Here is an 18,435-nt window from a genome sequence, read left to right on the forward strand (position 1 = left end):
AAATTAATAAAATTCTTTTCACTTTTTACTTTTCTCTTTTATCTAATTCGTATTTTTACACTCAAACAAATTGTAAAAGAACATTTAGAAATGACATTAATAAAATCTATATCAGGAATAAGAGGAACAATTGGAGGAAGCATTGGAGATAACTTAACACCAATTGATGCCGTAAAATTTGCTTCCGCTTACGGAACCTTTATCAAAAATAACAACCCTAAGAAAGATAAAATAAAAATTATTATTGGTAGAGATGCACGTATTTCTGGTAAAATGATAAGTTCTTTAGTAGCAAACACTTTGGTAGGTTTAGGAATTGATGTTGTAGATTTAGGTTTATCAACTACACCAACTGTAGAAGTTGCAGTTCCTTTAGAAAAAGCAGATGGAGGAATTATTTTAACAGCATCTCACAATCCAAAGCAATGGAATGCATTAAAACTGTTAAATGAAAAAGGAGAGTTTTTAAATGGAGAAGACGGAGCAAAGATTTTAGAAATTGCAGAAAGCGATAACTTAACGTTTGCAGAAGTAGATGATTTAGGAACGTATAAGAAGAATAAAAAGTACTTAAAAAAACACATAAAAGAAGTTTTAAAGTTAGATTTAGTTGACGTAAAAGCAATTAAAAAAGCAAACTTTAAAGTTGTAGTAGATGGTGTTAATTCTACAGGAGGAATCTTTATTCCAGCTTTATTAAAAAAGTTAAATGTAGAATGTGTTGAATTGTATTGTGAGCCAAACGGAGAGTTTCCTCACAACCCAGAACCATTAAAAGAAAACTTAACAGACATTGCAGGATTGGTGGTTAAAGAAAAAGCCGATTTAGGAATTGTTGTAGATCCAGATGTAGATAGATTAGCGTTAATTTCAGAAGATGGTTCTATGTTCGGAGAAGAATATACATTAGTTGCTTGTGCAGATTACGTTTTAGGACGTTTAGGTGGCGGAAACACCGTTTCTAACCTATCATCTTCAAGAGCGCTAAGAGATGTTACAGAAAAGCACGGAGGAACTTATACAGCTTCAGCAGTTGGAGAAGTAAACGTGGTTATTAAAATGAAAGAAACCAATACTGTAATTGGAGGTGAAGGAAATGGAGGAATTATTTATCCAGCTTCACATTACGGAAGAGATTCTTTAGTTGGTGTTGCTTTATTTTTATCGCATTTAGCACATAAAAAAATGTCTTGTAAAGAATTGAGAGATTCATATCCAAGTTACTTTATGAGTAAAAATAAGATTCAATTAACACCACAAATAAATGTTGATGAAATCTTAGAAAAAATGGCTTCAACCTATAAAAATGAAGATGTAAATACTATTGACGGTGTAAAAATTGATTTTGCAGATGAATGGATTCATTTAAGAAAATCGAATACAGAGCCAATTATTAGAATTTATACAGAAGCTAAAAGTCAGCAAAAAGCAGATGATTTAGCAGTTCGTTTTATCAAAGAAATAGAAGAAATTATTAAGTAAAAAGTACCTTTTAGTAAAGTATTATAATTCGTTGTGTGTTATGAGTAATTTAGAACAGTATTTTCAGCAATTTAGAAAGCATATTATTGGTAAAGACCAAACATTTGTGTCTCCTTATGGTGAGCAAAAAATTATATATTGTGATTGGACTGCAAGCGGAAGATTGTATAGACCAATAGAAGAGAAGTTAATAAATGATTTAGGTCCTTTTGTTGCAAATACACACACGGAAACTTCTACAACAGGAGCAGCAATGACTTTGGCATATCATGAAGCTAGAAATATTATAAAGCGTCATGTAAATGCTTCTAAAAATGATGTTCTTATTACAGAAGGAAGTGGAATGACAGGTGTTGTCAATAAGTTTCAACGAATTTTAGGATTAAAGGTTAACGAAAACTTAAAAGAAAACACGATTGTTCCTGAAGAAAAAAAACCAATAGTATTTGTAAGTCATATGGAGCATCACTCTAATCAAACTTCTTGGTTAGAAACTATTGCAGAGGTTGTAGTTGTTCCATGTAATAAAGCCGGTTTGGTTTGTTTACAGATGTTTGAAGAAACTATAATTAAATATAAAGATAGACCTATAAAAATTGCTTCAATAAGTGGAGGTTCTAATGTAACAGGAATTAAAACTGAACATCATAAAGTTGCAGCGTTAATTCATAAATATGGTGGATTGTGTTTTGTAGATTTTGCTTGTTCTGCACCATACATCGATATAGATATGCATCCAGAAAACGAAGATGAATATTTAGATGCAATTCTATTTTCTCCCCATAAATTTTTAGGAGGTCCAGGAAGTTCGGGTGTTTTAATTTTTAATAAGAAATTATATAAAAATATGGTTCCTGATAATCCAGGAGGCGGAACAGTAAGTTACACAAATCCTTGGGGACAACATGATTATTTTGATGATGTAGAAACTCGTGAAGATGGTGGAACACCAGCTTTTTTACAAACTATAAAAATTGCGTTAAGTATTCAGTTAAAAGATAAAATGGGAACTGAAAATATTAAGAAACGTGAAGACGAGATTAATGAAAAAATGTTCGCTGTTTTAGAAAATTTAGATGGTGTACATATTTTAGCACCAAATAATAAAGAAAGACTAAGTATTTTTTCTTTCTATTTTGAAAAATATCATTTCAACTTAGTTGTTAAGTTATTAAATGATAGATTTGGTATACAAACTCGTGGAGGTTGTTCTTGTGCAGGAACTTATGGGCACTTTTTATTGAATGTAAACCAAGAAACTTCAAACAGAATAAAGGGAGAAATTTTAGAAGGTTGTAATACTGAAAAACCAGGTTGGGTTCGTTTATCAATTCATCCAACAATAACAAGTGAAGAGCTAGATTTTATTAGCGAGTCTTTAAAATTACTGAATAAAAATATAGAAAACTGGTCTAAAGAGTATAAATACGACATGCAAAAGAACGATTATGTTCATGTTTCTGCAGAGCCAATAGAAAAGAAATTAGTAGAAAACTGGTTTTCTATTTAGTTTTCTTCTTCAGTTTTAACCAATCATCATATTTGCCTTTATGTTTGAATCTCTTATGAGACCAAAGATAAAACTCAGGTTGCTTTGCAATATGAGCTTCTGTTATTTTAAGGTATTTTTCAGTTAAATCATAATTTTCAAAATCGTTAGGAGATGTTGTTATTAATTGTAAATCAGAAGTGTAATATCCTCTTTTAATTTTAGTTGTATTAATATTTACAACAGCAAGATTAAACTTTTTAGCAATAGTTTCTGCTCCAGTATGTACAGGAACAAAATTATTTAAAAAGGTAGCCCAATGTCTTGTTTTAATTGGCATTGGAGATTGGTCGCTAAGCAGCATGTATAAACTTTGTTGTTTTGTTTTAAAACGTTCCTGTAATTGGTTGTTAAATAATCCTGTTGGACAACCGTTATATCCAAACCTAATTCTAGAATTATAAATTACTTTCTCAAAATATTTATTTTGAATTTTTGTGTAAGCGCCTAAACAACTTATATCAACAAATAAAGGCAATCCAAAAGCCCATTCCCAATTTGCTTGGTGAGAACCAACTAAAGCTATGTTTTTTCCTTCTTTGGTAAGTTTATCAATAATTTCAGTATTGGTATATTGGTATCTTTTTTTTATTTCTTTTTCCGAAATTGAAAATGATTTTATGCTTTCAAATATTAAATCTGTAAAATGTTGAAAGAATTTTTTAGAAATACTTTTAATTTCTTTTTCAGTTTTATCAGGAAAAGCAGCTTTTAAGTTACTAGTAACTACCTTTTTTCTATAACCGATTAAATAGTATAAAATAAAGAACGATACATCTGATTTTAGATACAAAATTGACATTGGTAATCTTGAGGTAATCCATATAATAGGATATACAATTGCGAAAATTAAAAATTTCATAGAGTTGTTTGCTTAGTACAAATATCTAACATTTCTATAAATTAACATATTCTAATACAAATTAATAATTTTGCGTAAATTTACCCGAATTTTTAACGAATGAATCAAGTAGTTTTATTAATAATTATAGCAACAATTTTAGTTTCTTTAAAAGGATTTAAGGATTTTTCTTTTTTTGATACTTATAAATTTCAAGTAGGTAAAATACTTGGAGGTGAAAAATTAAGAATGTTAACTTCTGGTTTTTTACATGCAGATTGGCTGCATTTAGGTTTTAATATGTATGCCTTGTATTTGTTTGGAGGTATTGTTGTAAATAATTTAGGGAATACTAGCTTTTTAATTATTTATTTTGGCAGTTTACTTATAGCAAGTATGTATTCTTTACATTATCACAAAAAAGAACCTTATTATAGTGCAATTGGTGCATCAGGAGCAGTTTCTGGAATTGTGTATTCTGCAATTATGCTGTATCCAGATATGGAACTAATTATGTTTCCTTTGCCAATTCCAATTCCAGGATATATTTTTGGAGTAGGATATTTATTATATTCAATCTACGGAATGAAAAAACAGTTAGGTAATATTGGTCATTCAGCGCACTTAGGAGGAGCAATGGGAGGTTTTATTCTAACAATTGTATTATTTCCTCAAATAGTTTCAATAAACAAAACAATGATACTTTTATTAGCAGTTCCAATTATTGGCTTATTGCTTTTTGGTAGTAAATTAAAAAAATAGATAAAGAAAAAAGATGAACAAAACTCAAAACACTTCCTTAATATCAAAGATTATTTTACTACTTTATTTAGTTGTAGGATTGTCTCCAAAAGTTGTAGAAATTGAATACGAAGGTTTTCAATGGTTATACTTTTCTGTATTAAATATTATTTCATTAGGCTTTATTTATTCTCAAAAAGATATTTTAAAGCCATTTAATATTGGTAAAAGTACCAAACAGTTCTTTTTAATATTCTTTTTATTTTTTATTGCTTCACTTGTATCAATTTTTCAAGCTACAATTGTTAGTGAAAGTTTGGTTCATATATCAAGATTAATAAATGTTATTGTAGCAACCTTTGTAGTTTTTACATTAGTTAAAAGTAATCCAAAAGATTTTTTTGGATTTGTGAGTAAAGTATGTGTGGTATTATTAGCATACAACTCATTTGTGACTTTGGAATATTTTATAGGTAATTACAGAAAACCAAGAACTCAAGAGCTATATAAAAATTTTTTACATTACTATGGGAATATTAATATTTTTACTGCGAGTTTAGTAGTTAAATTGCCTTTTGCATTATATTTATTTTTAAATTGTAAAAATAAAATTTGGAAATACTTTAGTTTACTAATAGCTTTTACTACCCTTTTATCTTTATATTTTTCTGGATCAAGAACAGCTATATTATCAATTGTAGTGATATTTATTATAACTGTTGGAACACGTTTATTTTTATTAAAGAATAAGAGTAAGAAAGAAAATATTGTCAATTTAACGTGTTTAATATTGCTGCCAATTTTTTCAATGTTGTTAATGTTGAATGTTAATAGAATTGATAAAAGCAAAATGAATTCTTTAAAGTCTTCATTTGGTTTTGTTTCCAATGATTATAAAAAGAAAGAAAGATTTATCGCTAAATTTCCAAAAGTGGATAGTGTTTCTGTTAACATCAAGAAAGAAAAAGAAAGTTTTGCTACTGCATTATTAAAAGCATCAGGAAGATCTAATATTTGGAATTCAGCAGCTGAAATTTTTAAAGAAAATCCTTTGTTAGGCATAGGTTATGGAAACTTTAAAATATATCCTCATAAAGATTATTTTGTAAGGAAAACAAGTTCTAAAGGAAAGTTTTCGAAGCCAATTAGAGTTCATAACGATTACTTTGAGAAATTTGTTGAAACAGGAATTATAGGAGGTTTACTTTATATGTTGGTGTTTTTATTTATAATAAGGTTAGGTTTTATTCAATTTAAAAAAGAGAATAAAGAAGTTGTATTGTTTTTATTGCTTTCTGGCTTAGCTTATTCAATAGATGCGTTTTTTAACTTTCCTTTAGAAAGGGTTCCTGTTCAATTGTTTTTTGTACTTGTTGCTGGTTTTATTCTAGCTTTAAATCATTCAGCTAAAGAAGAGGACGAAGAATCTAAAATAGTAAGTTTTCTTTTTATTCCAGTTATTTTATTATCAATAATATCGGTATTTTCTAATTATTTGGTTTTTAAAGCTTACAGTATAAATACCGCTATTAAAAACGAAAAAGTTTTAAAAAAACGTGGAGATTATAGTTTTACTTATTCAGAAATGAATAGTTTGATAAAAGATTATCCAGTTTTAGATCAAGATGGGATAAAAATGAAATATTATTTAGCAACATACGCTGCTAAAGATAAGAAATATGATACTGCTTTAGATATATTAACTAAGGCAACAAATCCTAAAAGCCATAATTTTTTAATTAAGAAACAAAAGGCTGAAATCTATATAAAAGGGCTTAAACAGCTAGATAGTGCAGAATATTATTTTAAAGAAGTATTTAAAGTTTACCCATCTTATAAGTTTAATTATACCATGCTTAAGAACATATATAAAGCAACAAAGGATAGTTCAAAGCTAGAGAATTTAATGAATAGATATACATCTTTTAATTATAAGGATGGTCAAGAATGGATAAATAAAACAGATTATTTTTATAAGAAGAATAGAGATATTAATGCTGCAATTAAAACTTTAGATACAGGGATTTTCTATATGAAAACACTAAATCTATTAGAGGCTAAACAAAAATTTCAAAAGCATAAAAACGTAAATAGTTATATTAATAAAGAGGCCACAAAAAAACTATATGATGAAGTAATTACTTATTACAATAAAGGTAACTTTAATGAGGCTAAAGCTCTACTTTTAAAATTACTTAAAAATAACTCTAATGATCATTTTGCAGTATTTTATTTAGGTGTTATGGAGTTAAGTTTAAAAAATTATGAGTCATCAATAAAGTACCTAACAGAGTCAATAGATAAAAATATATTTAAAGACGGTAAGGCTGAGTATTGTAGGGCTTTAAGTTATGAGAAATTAGGTCAAAAAGAAAAAGCAAAAGCAGATTATAGAGCTTCAAGAGCAAAGGAGTTTCCACAAGCAATGAGTTTGCCCGAATCAAAATATAAATAAAAACAAAAAATCCAAAACTATTTAGTTTCGGATTTTTTTTGAGCGAAAGACCAGGTTCGAACTGGCGACATTCAGCTTGGAAGGCTGACGCTCTACCAACTGAGCTACTTTCGCGGGTAAAGAGCTGCAAATATAAGACCTATTTTTAGTTATGCAACCTTTTTTTAGAAAAAAATTAATAAAATTTATTGTCTTCCCTCAATACTTTTAAAAAATGAAACCCATATATATTATAACCTTCATTATAATAAAACTTATGAGATTGATTATTACCTACATACGTGTTTAATTCAATTGCTTCACAACCTTTGGATTTAACATAATTATTTATCCAACTAAAAAACTGCTTACCTAATTTTTTACCTCTATGCACTTCATCAATAATAACATGGTCTGGTTCTGCGCTTTTCCCTATGTAGTGTCTTGTTGAGTACCATAGCCCTGAAATACCAACTAATTGATTGTTTAGAAATAATCCAATGCATTCATAATTAGCAAGTGATGCCATTTCTTTAACACGTTTTTCTAAAATATCTTTAGGAGTTTTAATGTTCAGTTTTTGTAAAAGAGGCATTATTTGTAATATATCTTTTGATGCTATTGGTTCAATTAGAATACTCATGTAAATATTTTTTGTAAATATATTATTTGTACATTTCCTTTCCAATAGAAAAAAATAAAATGATAAAAACTATTTCTGCGGAAGAAACATACATTATTAGACAATTCGTTTTAAGAGAAGGTGTCGATTTACCTTTTAAGTTTGATGGTGATTTTAATGAAGAAACTATTCATTTAGGAGCTTTTAAAAATGAGAAGTTAGTAGGAATTGCTTCGTTGATGAAAACTGAAAGTAACTTGTTGTCATTTAAGAATCAATATCAGTTAAGAGGCATGGCAACAATAAATGAAGTAAGAGGTTTGGGGTTTGGTTCAAAAATTATTGATGAAGTAATTTTACAATTAAAAACTATGAATATTGAGTGTGTTTGGTGTAATGCTAGAGAAATTGCACTCGATTTTTATATAAAAAAAGGATTTGAAATTATTGGCAATCCTTTTACAGTTAATCAGATAGGAAAGCATTTTGTTATGTATAAAAAAATCCCGAATTAAAATTCGGGATTTTGTAGCGAAGACGGGATTTGAACCCGTGACCTCAGGGTTATGAATCCTGCGCTCTAACCAACTGAGCTACCTCGCCTGATTGCGGGTGCAAATATAATTTAATTTTACTCTTTAACAAGAGTATGTGCTTAATTTTTTTTAAAAAGAATTAATACTTATCTTGACGGCCAAACAAACAGCTAATATGAGTAAAATTAAGTACGATTTAGAAATTCCTATACATGCTTCTCCTAGTATGTTGTATCAATACATTTCTTCACCATCAAATTTAGAGGAATGGTTTGCAGATAAAGTAAACGCGAGAGGTAAGGTAGTTACTTTTGAATGGGATGGAACAGAGGAACAGGCAGAGATTGTTACAAAAAAATCTGGAGAGAGAATTAGATTTAAATGGCTAGAAAGTGAAGATGATGAAAGCTATTTTGAAATTAAAATTCAGGTAGATGCTCTTACTAAAGACGTGTCGTTAATAGTTACAGATTTTGCTGATGAAGATGAAGTAGAAGAGTCTAAACAACTATGGGAAAACCAAATTGAAGAATTAAGACATACAATTGGCGCTTAAAAGCCCTCAAAATAAAAAGTTAAACTCGGCAATTTGTCGAGTTTTTTTGTATCTATTTCTAATTGAAATATACTAACTTCGCGCTGTAAAATTTTATTGAATGATTAATTATAACGGAGATTTATCTCAAACTGAAAATGTAAATATTTCTATAGAAAATAGAGGGTTTAAGTATGGAGATGCTATTTTTGAAACCATTAAAATAAGTAACGGAAAAGTAGTTTTTTTTGAAGATCATTATTTTCGTTTAATGGCTTCAATGAGAATGTTACGAATGAAAATACCAATGCATTTTACATTAGAATTTCTTGAGCAAGAAATTTTAAAAACTATTGCTGCACAAGAGAAATCTAGCTCTTTTAGAGCGCGTTTAACTGTTTATAGAAAAGACGGAGGTTTATACACGCCAAAAACAAATAAAGTCGATTTTTTAATTGAGGTTTCAACTAATACTTTTCAGACTAAAGAATCTTATTCAATTGATTTATATAAAGATTTTTATAATTTTTCTGGACTTTTATCAACCATAAAAACAAATAATAGAATGGTAAATACACTTGCAAGTATTTATGCTTCTGAAAATGATTTTGATAATTGTGTTTTATTAAATGAACGCAAAGGTGTGGTAGAAGTTACAAACGGAAATATTTTTATAATTAAAGGAAAAACAATTAAAACACCAGCAATAACTGAAGGTTGTATTAAAGGAATTGTTAGAAAAAAGGTGATTGATATTATTGAAAAACATCCTGATTTTAATATTGAAGAAACTGTTATTTCTCCTTTCGAAATTCAAAAAGCAGATGAGGTTTTTATAACCAATGCAATTATTGGAATTCAACCTATAACTAGATATAGAAAGAAAGAATTTTCTAAAGAAGTTAGTTCTAAGCTTCAAGGTAGCTTAAAATTACTTGAAATTACCGGGAAGTAATTGCTTAATTTAGGTTAATATCACTCGGTGCATTTGCCCAAAGTTTGTATTTACCACCTTTTTGAAGTAATTTATTTTTCCAAATGGTCTCATTGTCTGTAGCAAAAATATTAGGAAAATCATTTTCAGAAATAAACCAAGAATTGGTTGTTAATTCACTATTTAATTGATTTGATCCCCATCCAGAATAGCCTAAGAAAAAACGAATCTCATTACTTTTTATTAATTTATTAATTAATAAAGCTTTTAAAGACTCAAAATTGCCACCCCAATAAATGCCATTAGCAACTTCTATACTATTGGGAATTAAATCTGGAACATTATGTACAAAATATAAATTATCCTGCTCTACAGGACCTCCTTGAAACACTGTAAAATTACAATCTATTTCAGGTATTAAATCGTTAACAGTATAAGGTAAAGGTCTGTTTAAAATAAAACCAACAGTATTTTTATCTGTATGTTCAGTAAGAAGCACAATAGATCTTTTAAACGAATTATCGTTTAAAATAGAAGGTTCAGCAATTAATAATCTTCCTTTTGTTGGTTTTAGGGTAGTCATTCACTTTTAGGTTATGATATATTAAAAGTAGTGATTTTTAGCAAATAAAAAAACTCTCTTAAAAATAAGAGAGCTTTTTATATAAAAAAACTTTAGTTTTTTTTAGTTTACAGCTTTAGATAAACCTGCTCCAGCTTTAAATTTAGCTACATTTTTAGCAGCGATTTCAATAGCTTTTCCAGTTTGTGGATTTCTACCAGTTCTTGCAGCTCTTTTAGATACTGACCAAGTTCCCCATCCAACTAAAGATACTTTTCCTCCTTTTTTTAAAGTAGAAGTTACGTTATCTGTTAAAGAGTCTAAAGCAGCTTTTGCTGAAGCTTTTGAAATTCCTGCATCAGCAGCCATTGCGTCGATTAAATCTGATTTGTTCATAATCTGAGTGATTTTTTTAAATTAATATTATTTTTCGCTTTGTATAGCTCAACAAATATAGACGGAATAAGGGTTTGCGCAAGTTTTAGCTCAAAAAAAAGGGTGTTTTGTTAATAAATGACACTAAATTGTTAATAACGGACGCTAAAAAAGACAAAATACGTCAATACCTTGCTGTTGTTGGGCTTAAAGCATTTTTGAGTTTTCTGAAAATTGAAAGCCATTTAAAAGACTTCTAGAGTCCATTTTTTTCTTCCCAGAAAGTTTAATCTCATCTATAATAAGGTAGCCATTACTAACTGCAACTTTTAGTTCTTTTTTTGTTGTAATTAAAGTTCCAACTTCTAAAGAATGATTTTCCTCTTCTTTACTAACAGCGTAAATTTTAGCGCTTATTTCTTCATTATTAGTATGTATTAATGTCCAAGCTGCCGGAAAAGGATTTAAGCCTCGTATCTTGTTATAAATTACGTTTAAAGGTAAAGACCAATCTATTCTACAATTATGTGGATACAATTTTGGGGCAGATTTTTCTTCTAATTCGGGTTGTTTGGTTGTTTTTACTTCTTCTTTTGCAATTAAATCTACAGTTTCTGAAACCAAATGAGCACCAAGATGCATTAATTTGTCGTGTAGCTCTCCAACCGTTTCATTGTTTTTAATATCAATTTCTGATTGTAATATAATTTCTCCTGTATCAATTTTATCATCAATAAAGAAAGTAGTAACGCCAGTTTTTGTTTCTCCGTTTATAATTGCCCAATGTATTGGTGCAGCACCTCGGTAATCTGGCAATAAAGAGGCGTGTAAATTAAAGGTGCCGTATTTTGGCATGTTCCAAACTGTTTTTGGTAACATTCTAAAAGCAACTACAATTTGTAAATTAGCATTTAAAGCCTTTAATTCCTCTTGAAATGCTGTGTTTTTTAAATTTTTAGGTTGAAGAATTGGTAGGTTTTGAGAGCGTGCATATTTTTTTACTGCAGATTCATTTAATTTTCTTCCACGTCCTGCAGGTTTATCAACCGCGGTTATAACACCAACAACGTTGTATTTGTTTTCAACCAAATGTTGTAAAATAGTTACAGCAAAATCGGGTGTTCCCATAAATACGATGCGTAAATCTCTCATTTTTTGTAGAATTTATTCTGATTATTTAACCCAAGTTTTTCTTCGGATAAAAGTTGTCGCAAATGTACCAAAATGTCTTGTTCATCTGCGTCTAAAAATGTACATATTTCCTTAGAAGAAAGAAGTTCTTTTTCAGTAATTAAAGTTAAAATTTCTTTTTCTGAAATAGTTGATTTTGTTTTTTGTTCTGCTAAACAAACATCACACATTTTACATTTAGCAGCTTTTTTTTCGCCAAAATAGGAGAGTAGTTGAATATTTCTGCAGATTGAGTCGTTTTCAATAAATGCTACAATATTTGCTGCTTTTTGCTTTTTCTGACTTAGAAATTGTGTTATTTCTCTTGAATTTCTATTTATTGTTCTGTCATCTTCTCTTGCTTGTAAGAATTTAACTTCAGAATTGTTTGTTGCTTGTTTGTAAGTAAGTAAACCTTCAGTATCCAGGCGCTCTAAATTAGTAATTACTTGATTGGAAGTTATACCTGCTTTTTTTGCTAATATAAATTCGTTAATTTTAGTTTCTTGCTCAAACAAGCCACCATAGCTTCTTAATAAGGTCTTAATAAAATGCTTGTCGGATTTATGATTTAATATTTTAGAGCTATTTGCATTAAACAGCAAAGAAGATTTTTTTGCAAAGTTATTTGTAACTTCAATAATACCATTGTTAACTAAAAGAGTAAGTACTGTTGCTGCTTTTGAGGGCGTAAAGTTATATTTTTTGCAGAATTCTAAAAAATTGAAATCGTAAATTGTTTCTAATAATTCTCCTTTTGCAATTTGAAAATTTTGGTATAATTTTTTGTGAATTTCTTTAACCTCGCTAAGAGATGGAAGCGACATTTCAGTTTGTTCCTTAAAAGATCTAATATCATTTGCGTTTTTTAGTAATACTGCAAAAGATTTTTTTCCATTTCTACCGGCTCTTCCTGCTTCTTGGAGGTAGTTTTCTATACTATTCGGAAAATCGTAATGCACAACAACTTTAACATTAGCTTTGTCAATTCCCATTCCAAAAGCATTTGTTGCCACCATAATTGGTGTTTTTTCAGTCATCCAATTTTCAAAAGCAACTTGTTTTTCTATGTTAGATAAACCTCCGTTGTAAAAACTACTTTTAAATCCGTTAGCATTTAAAAAATTAGAAATTTGTGCTGTCTTTTTTCTTGAATTAACATAAACAATCGCTGGAGATGTTGTCTTGGTGAAAATTTGTTTTAATCGATACAGTTTATCTTCAATTGTATAAATTTGATATGCTAAATTGTCTCTAAAAAACGATTTTTTAAAGATTTTTGGCTTTTCTAAAGCCAAACTTTTAGAAATATCTTCTAAAACCTTTTTGGTTGCAGAAGCTGTTAAGGCAATAGTTGTAGCTTCTGGTTTTAATTCTCTTAGTTTACTAATGTTTCTGTAGGAAGGTCTAAAATCGTGACCCCATTCAGAAATACAATGCGCTTCATCAATTGCAATTATAGAAACGTTTAATTCTTTTATTTTTTGTTGAATTAAACGAGACTGTAGGCGTTCAGGAGAAATGTATAAGAATTTATAACTACCAAATTTTAAGTTATCAAAAATGGTAACAATTTCGTCGGGTGTACTTTTTGAAGGAATAGTAGTTGCTTTAATTCCGCGTTTTTGTAAACCTTCAACTTGATCTTGCATTAGTGCAATAAGTGGAGAAATAACAATGCAAATTCCATCTAAAATAACTCCAGGAACCTGAAAACAAACAGATTTCCCGCCACCAGTTGGCAATAAAGCAATGGTGTTTTGTTTTGCTAATACAGCGTTTATTATTTCCGCTTGCGGTTCTCTAAAACTAGTGTGCTTCCAATATTGTTGTAGTATTTCTAAAGGAGAAATCATACTTTTAAATCCAAATGATTTAAAATAAAGTTTGTTCTATCTTTAATACTTCCAAAAGGAACTTCAATTAAAGAATAACCAATTTCTTCGTATGCATTTCTTAGAAAAGTGTCAATTTCTTGAGACTGTTCAAAAGTTTCATATCGCTCATTATCAGAAATGTATATGTTTTTCCAAGGAGGAAAAATAAAAAGCTTGGTGTAATTATATTTTTTACCTTTTTCTTTGAAGTTTTCTGGATAATCCGTTTTAAAGAAATCCATATAAGCATAAACGTCAGGTATTCCTCTATCAAAAAATACGTGTTTCTGCTCACTTTTATGAGCGTCTACAAATTGTTGAATTCTTCCTTCTAACAATTTTTCGCTAAATAATAATGGCTGTGTTAAGAATAGTTGATCTATACCTTCTTTTTGAGCTTTTAAGGTTACTTCTCTAGAAACTTCTTCCATACAAGAAAAGCCTAAACTTTTCAATTCGTTTAACACTGTTGTTTTTCCAGTTCCTGGACCTCCAATAAGAACAATTTTTTGTTGCATGTAGCAAATGTAAAATTTAAATGGTTAAAAATAATAAATAGTGTAATTTTGTGGCTTATTATTTGCAAACAATTTCAGAAAAGATTTATGGAAGACAAAAAAGCATTTTATATAAAGCTAAAAGCCCAGTTAGATGATACCACAGAATTTCCTGCGGATTACATGTACAAATTTATTGTACCAACAGATGGAGACCAAGTAAAAGAAGTCGAAGATTTATTTGATGACGCAGGAGCAGTTATAAAAACAAAAAAATCTAAAACAGGAAAATATTGTAGTGTTTCTATAGTTTTAAAGGTAGTAAGTTCGGATAAAGTTATATCTTATTATAAAAAGGCCGAAAGCATTAAAGGAATTATCTCATTATAGTAAATTAAAAAAAATGAAAAAAATATTATTTTTTATTTGTGTATGTGTAAGTTTTTCTATGTTCTCTCAAAAAGGAGAAGTACTTTTTAGTATTGATAATGAAAAGGTAACGGTTGAAGAATTTAAAGATGTATACGAGAGAAATTTAGATTTAGTTGTAGATGAAGATTCTAAAAATATTGATAAATATTTAGATTTATATATAAACTATAAATTAAAAGTTAGAGAAGCCTATTCGTTAAAATTAGATACTTCAAGAAGTTATAAAAGAGAATTAGCGACCCATAAAAACCAATTAGCAGCTCCTTACTTACAAGACAATGCAATGTTAGAAAAGTTAGTTGAAGAAGCTTATTTTAGAACTAAAAACGAAATTAAAGCTAAACATATTTTAGTTCGTTTTCCTAAAGGCACAAAACCAAACGATACTTTAAGTTACTTTAATAAAATAACTGTCTATAGAAATAGAATTATAGCTGGAGAAAGTTTTGAGAAAGTAGCCGCTGAAGTATCAGAAGATCCATCAGCAAAAAGAAATAATGGCAATTTGGGTTATTTTTCTGCTTTTAAAATGGTGTATCCGTTTGAAGATGCTGCATATAAAACTAAAATAGGAGAAGTTTCTAAACCATTTAAAACACGTTTTGGATATCATATTGTAAAAGTTGATGGCCTAAGATCTTCTAAAGGAGAGTTTGAAGTTGCTCATATTTTAATAGACGAAAGATCAATTATAGGTAAAGCACAAATTGATAGTGCTTACGCAAAGTTAAATAAAGGAGAAAGTTTTGAAAAGCTAGCTAAGCAATATTCTACAGACAAAGGTTCTGCTAGAAACGGTGGTAAATTACCAAGATTTGGAGCGGGGAAAATGGTTGAGGAGTTTGAAAATGTAGTGTTTAATCTTGTTGAAATTAATTCTTATAGCAAGCCATTTAAAACTAAATACGGTTGGCATATTGTTAAGTTGTTAAAAAAACACCCAGTTCAATCTTTTGAAAATGCTAAAAAAAGTTTAACAAAAAAAATTAAGAGTAGTGGAAGAGCACGTTCAGACAACAATGCTATTGCTGCTAAAATAGCTAAAGATTATAACATAAAAATTTACGATAATGCTTTAGATATATTTAAAAAATCTGACAGAAGAAATTTTCCAACAGAAGAATTACAAAGTGTTTTATTAACTATTAATGATAAAGAAATAACACAAGAAACGTTTGCTTCTTATATAAAGCATCGTCGACATTTAACTATTGATACATTGTTAAAGAGCTTTAAAGATTCAGAAGTAATTAAATATTATAAAGACCATTTAATTGATACAGAACCTGCTTATAAAAAAACGTTAAAAGGGTACAAAGATGATTTGTTACTGTTTGATTTAATGAAGCAGAAAATTTGGGATAAAGCAGCTAAAGATACCCTTGGTTTAAAAGAATTTTTTAATACTTCTACTAAGTTTAAAGGACAGGATTTTTCTAAGAATAAAGGAAAGGCAATGAGTGCTTATCAAGATTTTTTAAAAGATAATTGGATTGAAGAACTGCATAAAAACTCAAAAGTTAAAATTAATAAAAAAGCCCTTCGTAGGTTTAAAAAACAATACAATCAATAATGAAAAAAATAGTTTGCATAGTAGTTTGTTTTGTGTTTTTGTCTTGTGATTATTTAGGAATTCAATCTAAAAAAGCAGAGGAAATAGAAACGCCAATTGCAACTGTATATAATGCAAGCTTGTATAAAAAAGATATTGAAAATTTTTTACCTAAAAACATTACAAAAGAAGATAGTGTAGTTTTGGTAAAAAGCTTCATAAATTCTTGGGCAAAACAACAATTATTTCTGAAAAAAGCAGAATTAAACGCAACCGAAGCTAATAATGAAAACATAAATTCTTTAGTAAGTAATTATAGAGAAAGTCTTTTTATAAATGAGTACAAAGAACGTTTGATAAAACAAGAGTTAGATACTTTGGTTTTAGAAGATGAAATTGAAGAATTTTATAAAGAGAATAAAGAAAATTTCAAGTTAAATGAAGAACTTATTCAGCTTAAATACCTTCATTTTGGCAGCGAGTTGTTAGATAAAAAAGGCATAGTAAAAAAGTTTAAATCTAGTAAAGAAGAAGATTTGGAAAGTTTAGAAAGTCAACGAATTAACTTTAAATCATCTAGATTAAGAGATAGTACTTGGTTGTCTTTAGATAATGTTTTGTTAAAAATACCTCCATTTGCAAAAGAACCTAAAGAAAAACTGTTAAAAATATCCAAATTCATCCAAAAAGAAGACAGTTTAGATGTATATTTGGTCGCTGTAAAAAACGTTTTAAAAAGAAATGATTTAGCACCTTTAAGCTACATTACTCCACAGATAAAACAATTAATTTTACACAAACGTAAATTAGAATTAATTAGAGAGATTGAAAAAACGCTGATAAATGATGCAATTCAAAACGAAAACTTTAAAGAATATTAAATTATTAACCTTATTATTTTTCTTCGGAATTATAGCTGCAAACGCTCAAAAAGTGAAAATTGACGGTGTTGCTGTAGTTGTTGGGAAAAATATTGTTTTAGATTCTGATATAGATAAATTTAAAGAAGAAGTTAAATTAAGAAGTGAAGGTAAAATTGAGATTTCTGACTGTGAAATGTTAGAGGAATTAATGCAACAAAAATTATTAGCTCACCATGCAGTAATTGATAGTGTTATGGTAACAAAATCTCAAATTGACGACCGTGTTAATAGAAGTATTGGCTACTTTACACAAGAATATGGTAGTGAAGAAAAGATGATTAAAGCTTACGGCTTTAATAGTCTAACAGATATGAAAGAGGAATTAGGTCGTGTTCAAAAAGAAAACTTATTAATTCAAGGAGAGCAAGATAAACTAACAGAAAGTATAGATATTACACCAGAAGAAGTACGTGTATATTTTAACGGTTTAAAAGAAAAGAACGAACTTCCAGAGTTTCCTGCAGAAATAGAATTAGCACAATTAGTATTAAGAGCAGAGCCAACAAAGGAAGAAACAGAAAGAGTAATAGCTAAGCTAAATCAAATTAAAAACCAAGTAGAAAAAGATGGAGCATCTTTTAGGTTAAAAGCCATTATAAACTCTACAGATCCATCTGTAGCTAAAAATGGTGGTAATTTAGGTGTTATTACCAAAGAAACTCAATTTATAAAAGAGTTTAAAGAAGTTGCTTTTTCTTTAGATGAAGGGCAAATTTCTGAACCATTTAAGTCAATTTTTGGTTATCATATAATCTTATTACATAAAATTAAAGGTCAAGGTAGAGAGGTTTCTCATATTTTAATGCAACCAGAAATTTCTGATGATAAGCTTTCAGAAACTAAGGCAGAAGTAGAGAAATTAAGAAAAGAAATTTTAGAAAATAAAATTACCTTTGAAGAGGCAGTTAAAAAATACTCTGAAGATGATGAGACTAAGAATAATGGAGGTATTTTAATGAATCCTTATTCAGGAGAAACTACTTGGGAATTAACTCGTATGGATCCAGAATTGTATGGTAGAGTTAATGATCTTAAAAAAGGAGAAATTACAGAACCTTTTTATGATGAAACTCGTGGAGGAGAAAAAATGTACAAAGTAATTTTAATGAGAGATAGAACCGATACGCATACAGCAGAATTGGTAAATGATTATGTTAAAGTACAGCAATTAGCTTTGGCTAAAAAGAAAGAAGAAACCATTGATAAGTGGTCTAAAGAAAAAATTAGTGATACGTATATTAAACTTAATTCCGACTTTAAAAAATGTACATTTAAAAAAGATTGGAAGAAAGAAAATAAGTAAAAATAAATAAATTTACTATATTGTCATTCCCGCTTTTAGTCTATCAAAAAAGATACACCAAGCGGGAATT

The 18,435-nt window shown here is 28.8% G+C and carries 18 protein-coding genes and 2 tRNA genes; 11 read left to right on the forward strand and 9 right to left on the reverse strand.

The features are described 5' to 3' along the window. Positions 1-90: 90 nt before the first annotated feature. Positions 91-1,482 carry a phosphoglucosamine mutase gene (gene glmM / locus LPB136_RS01875; RefSeq protein ID WP_072554511.1) on the forward strand — a complete coding sequence of 464 codons (1,392 nt, stop codon included), beginning with the start codon at positions 91-93 and terminating at the stop codon, positions 1,480-1,482. A gap of 40 nt (positions 1,483-1,522) precedes the next feature. Continuing rightward, entirely contained in the window at positions 1,523-2,992 is a 1,470-nt protein-coding gene (locus LPB136_RS01880) for an aminotransferase class V-fold PLP-dependent enzyme (RefSeq protein WP_072554512.1), read from the forward strand. Here the strand turns inward: LPB136_RS01880 and LPB136_RS01885 are convergent. Next, a complete protein-coding gene (locus LPB136_RS01885) occupies positions 2,985-3,893 on the reverse strand; it encodes a lysophospholipid acyltransferase family protein (RefSeq protein WP_072554513.1) in 909 nt (302 codons plus the stop codon). The genes LPB136_RS01880 and LPB136_RS01885 overlap by 8 nt on opposite strands. A 99-nt stretch (positions 3,894-3,992) precedes the next feature. Between LPB136_RS01885 and LPB136_RS01890 the strand changes: the two genes are divergently transcribed. After that, positions 3,993-4,634, forward strand: coding sequence for a rhomboid family intramembrane serine protease (locus tag LPB136_RS01890; RefSeq protein WP_072554514.1), 642 nt, complete (start codon positions 3,993-3,995; stop codon positions 4,632-4,634). Between the two features lie 13 nt (positions 4,635-4,647). Further along, positions 4,648-7,068: an O-antigen ligase family protein gene (locus LPB136_RS01895; RefSeq protein ID WP_072554515.1), complete on the forward strand. Its 2,421-nt coding sequence runs from the start codon at positions 4,648-4,650 to the stop codon at positions 7,066-7,068. Between the two features lie 41 nt (positions 7,069-7,109). Here LPB136_RS01895 and LPB136_RS01900 read toward each other — a convergent pair. Next, positions 7,110-7,182: transfer RNA gene (locus tag LPB136_RS01900), tRNA-Gly, on the reverse strand. Between the two features lie 61 nt (positions 7,183-7,243). After that, positions 7,244-7,690 carry a GNAT family N-acetyltransferase gene (locus LPB136_RS01905; protein ID WP_072554516.1) on the reverse strand — a complete coding sequence of 149 codons (447 nt, stop codon included), beginning with the start codon at positions 7,688-7,690 and terminating at the stop codon, positions 7,244-7,246. Between the two features lie 59 nt (positions 7,691-7,749). Between LPB136_RS01905 and LPB136_RS01910 the strand changes: the two genes are divergently transcribed. Beyond that, a complete protein-coding gene (locus LPB136_RS01910) occupies positions 7,750-8,184 on the forward strand; it encodes a GNAT family N-acetyltransferase (protein WP_072554517.1) in 435 nt (144 codons plus the stop codon). Between the two features lie 14 nt (positions 8,185-8,198). Here the strand turns inward: LPB136_RS01910 and LPB136_RS01915 are convergent. Beyond that, positions 8,199-8,272 (reverse strand) — tRNA-Met (locus tag LPB136_RS01915). A 108-nt stretch (positions 8,273-8,380) separates the two neighbouring features. Here LPB136_RS01915 and LPB136_RS01920 point away from each other — a divergent pair. Both LPB136_RS01920 and LPB136_RS01925 read left to right on the forward strand, forming a co-directional pair. Continuing rightward, positions 8,381-8,761 (forward strand): START-like domain-containing protein, encoded by a 381-nt coding sequence (locus LPB136_RS01920; protein WP_072556875.1) that lies wholly within the window; start codon positions 8,381-8,383, stop codon positions 8,759-8,761. Positions 8,762-8,861: 100 nt separating this feature from the next. Beyond that, positions 8,862-9,695, forward strand: coding sequence for an aminotransferase class IV (locus tag LPB136_RS01925; RefSeq protein WP_072554518.1), 834 nt, complete (start codon positions 8,862-8,864; stop codon positions 9,693-9,695). A 4-nt stretch (positions 9,696-9,699) separates the two neighbouring features. On the opposite strand, the gene LPB136_RS01930 is transcribed toward LPB136_RS01925, so the two are convergent. From LPB136_RS01930 to LPB136_RS01950, 5 genes are all read right to left on the reverse strand, one after another. Next, complete coding sequence (locus tag LPB136_RS01930) at positions 9,700-10,257, reverse strand: YqgE/AlgH family protein (RefSeq protein WP_072554519.1); 558 nt, start codon at positions 10,255-10,257, stop codon at positions 9,700-9,702. 102 nt (positions 10,258-10,359) lie between these two features. Further along, the gene (locus LPB136_RS01935; RefSeq protein ID WP_072554520.1) at positions 10,360-10,632 is read right to left on the reverse strand and encodes an HU family DNA-binding protein; all 273 of its coding nucleotides are present in this window, start codon (positions 10,630-10,632) and stop codon (positions 10,360-10,362) included. Positions 10,633-10,818: 186 nt separating this feature from the next. Next, positions 10,819-11,763 (reverse strand): methionyl-tRNA formyltransferase, encoded by a 945-nt coding sequence (gene fmt, locus LPB136_RS01940; RefSeq protein ID WP_204218355.1) that lies wholly within the window; start codon positions 11,761-11,763, stop codon positions 10,819-10,821. After that, a complete protein-coding gene (locus LPB136_RS01945; RefSeq protein ID WP_072554522.1) occupies positions 11,760-13,637 on the reverse strand; it encodes a RecQ family ATP-dependent DNA helicase in 1,878 nt (625 codons plus the stop codon). Before LPB136_RS01945 ends, fmt begins: the two co-directional genes overlap by 4 nt. Then, positions 13,634-14,176: an AAA family ATPase gene (locus tag LPB136_RS01950; protein ID WP_072554523.1), complete on the reverse strand. Its 543-nt coding sequence runs from the start codon at positions 14,174-14,176 to the stop codon at positions 13,634-13,636. Before LPB136_RS01950 ends, LPB136_RS01945 begins: the two co-directional genes overlap by 4 nt. Before the next feature lie 87 nt (positions 14,177-14,263). Here LPB136_RS01950 and LPB136_RS01955 point away from each other — a divergent pair, with 87 nt between their 5' ends. From LPB136_RS01955 to LPB136_RS01970, 4 genes are read left to right on the forward strand one after another with little or no spacing between them, the layout of a single operon-like run. Beyond that, positions 14,264-14,545 (forward strand): DUF493 family protein, encoded by a 282-nt coding sequence (locus LPB136_RS01955; protein WP_072554524.1) that lies wholly within the window; start codon positions 14,264-14,266, stop codon positions 14,543-14,545. Between the two features lie 13 nt (positions 14,546-14,558). Further along, positions 14,559-16,160 (forward strand): peptidylprolyl isomerase, encoded by a 1,602-nt coding sequence (locus LPB136_RS01960; RefSeq protein ID WP_072554525.1) that lies wholly within the window; start codon positions 14,559-14,561, stop codon positions 16,158-16,160. Then, positions 16,160-17,020 (forward strand): hypothetical protein, encoded by an 861-nt coding sequence (locus LPB136_RS01965; RefSeq protein ID WP_072554526.1) that lies wholly within the window; start codon positions 16,160-16,162, stop codon positions 17,018-17,020. The genes LPB136_RS01960 and LPB136_RS01965 overlap by 1 nt, the downstream gene beginning before the upstream one ends. Continuing rightward, positions 16,983-18,365: a peptidylprolyl isomerase gene (locus LPB136_RS01970; RefSeq protein WP_072554527.1), complete on the forward strand. Its 1,383-nt coding sequence runs from the start codon at positions 16,983-16,985 to the stop codon at positions 18,363-18,365. Before LPB136_RS01965 ends, LPB136_RS01970 begins: the two co-directional genes overlap by 38 nt. Positions 18,366-18,435 lie beyond the last annotated feature (70 nt).

This window comes from Tenacibaculum todarodis, assembly GCF_001889045.1.
Taxonomy (GTDB): domain Bacteria; phylum Bacteroidota; class Bacteroidia; order Flavobacteriales; family Flavobacteriaceae; genus Polaribacter; species Polaribacter todarodis.

What these genes read in the sequence shown, in the direction of transcription:
- glmM (WP_072554511.1), top strand. Translation starts at nt 91, where the DNA reads ATGACATTAATAAAATCTATATCAGGAATAAGAGGAACAATTGGAGGA.
- LPB136_RS01965 (WP_072554526.1), top strand. Translation starts at nt 16,160, where the DNA reads ATGAAAAAAATAGTTTGCATAGTAGTTTGTTTTGTGTTTTTGTCTTGT.
- LPB136_RS01960 (WP_072554525.1), top strand. Translation starts at nt 14,559, where the DNA reads ATGAAAAAAATATTATTTTTTATTTGTGTATGTGTAAGTTTTTCTATG.
- LPB136_RS01955 (WP_072554524.1), top strand. Translation starts at nt 14,264, where the DNA reads ATGGAAGACAAAAAAGCATTTTATATAAAGCTAAAAGCCCAGTTAGAT.
- LPB136_RS01885 (WP_072554513.1), bottom strand. Translation starts at nt 3,893, where the DNA reads ATGAAATTTTTAATTTTCGCAATTGTATATCCTATTATATGGATTACC.
- LPB136_RS01970 (WP_072554527.1), top strand. Translation starts at nt 16,983, where the DNA reads ATGATGCAATTCAAAACGAAAACTTTAAAGAATATTAAATTATTAACC.
- LPB136_RS01945 (WP_072554522.1), bottom strand. Translation starts at nt 13,637, where the DNA reads ATGATTTCTCCTTTAGAAATACTACAACAATATTGGAAGCACACTAGT.
- LPB136_RS01880 (WP_072554512.1), top strand. Translation starts at nt 1,523, where the DNA reads ATGAGTAATTTAGAACAGTATTTTCAGCAATTTAGAAAGCATATTATT.
- LPB136_RS01950 (WP_072554523.1), bottom strand. Translation starts at nt 14,176, where the DNA reads ATGCAACAAAAAATTGTTCTTATTGGAGGTCCAGGAACTGGAAAAACA.
- LPB136_RS01910 (WP_072554517.1), top strand. Translation starts at nt 7,750, where the DNA reads ATGATAAAAACTATTTCTGCGGAAGAAACATACATTATTAGACAATTC.
- LPB136_RS01925 (WP_072554518.1), top strand. Translation starts at nt 8,862, where the DNA reads ATGATTAATTATAACGGAGATTTATCTCAAACTGAAAATGTAAATATT.
- LPB136_RS01890 (WP_072554514.1), top strand. Translation starts at nt 3,993, where the DNA reads ATGAATCAAGTAGTTTTATTAATAATTATAGCAACAATTTTAGTTTCT.
- fmt (WP_204218355.1), bottom strand. Translation starts at nt 11,763, where the DNA reads ATGAGAGATTTACGCATCGTATTTATGGGAACACCCGATTTTGCTGTA.
- LPB136_RS01895 (WP_072554515.1), top strand. Translation starts at nt 4,648, where the DNA reads ATGAACAAAACTCAAAACACTTCCTTAATATCAAAGATTATTTTACTA.
- LPB136_RS01935 (WP_072554520.1), bottom strand. Translation starts at nt 10,632, where the DNA reads ATGAACAAATCAGATTTAATCGACGCAATGGCTGCTGATGCAGGAATT.
- LPB136_RS01930 (WP_072554519.1), bottom strand. Translation starts at nt 10,257, where the DNA reads ATGACTACCCTAAAACCAACAAAAGGAAGATTATTAATTGCTGAACCT.
- LPB136_RS01905 (WP_072554516.1), bottom strand. Translation starts at nt 7,690, where the DNA reads ATGAGTATTCTAATTGAACCAATAGCATCAAAAGATATATTACAAATA.
- LPB136_RS01920 (WP_072556875.1), top strand. Translation starts at nt 8,381, where the DNA reads ATGAGTAAAATTAAGTACGATTTAGAAATTCCTATACATGCTTCTCCT.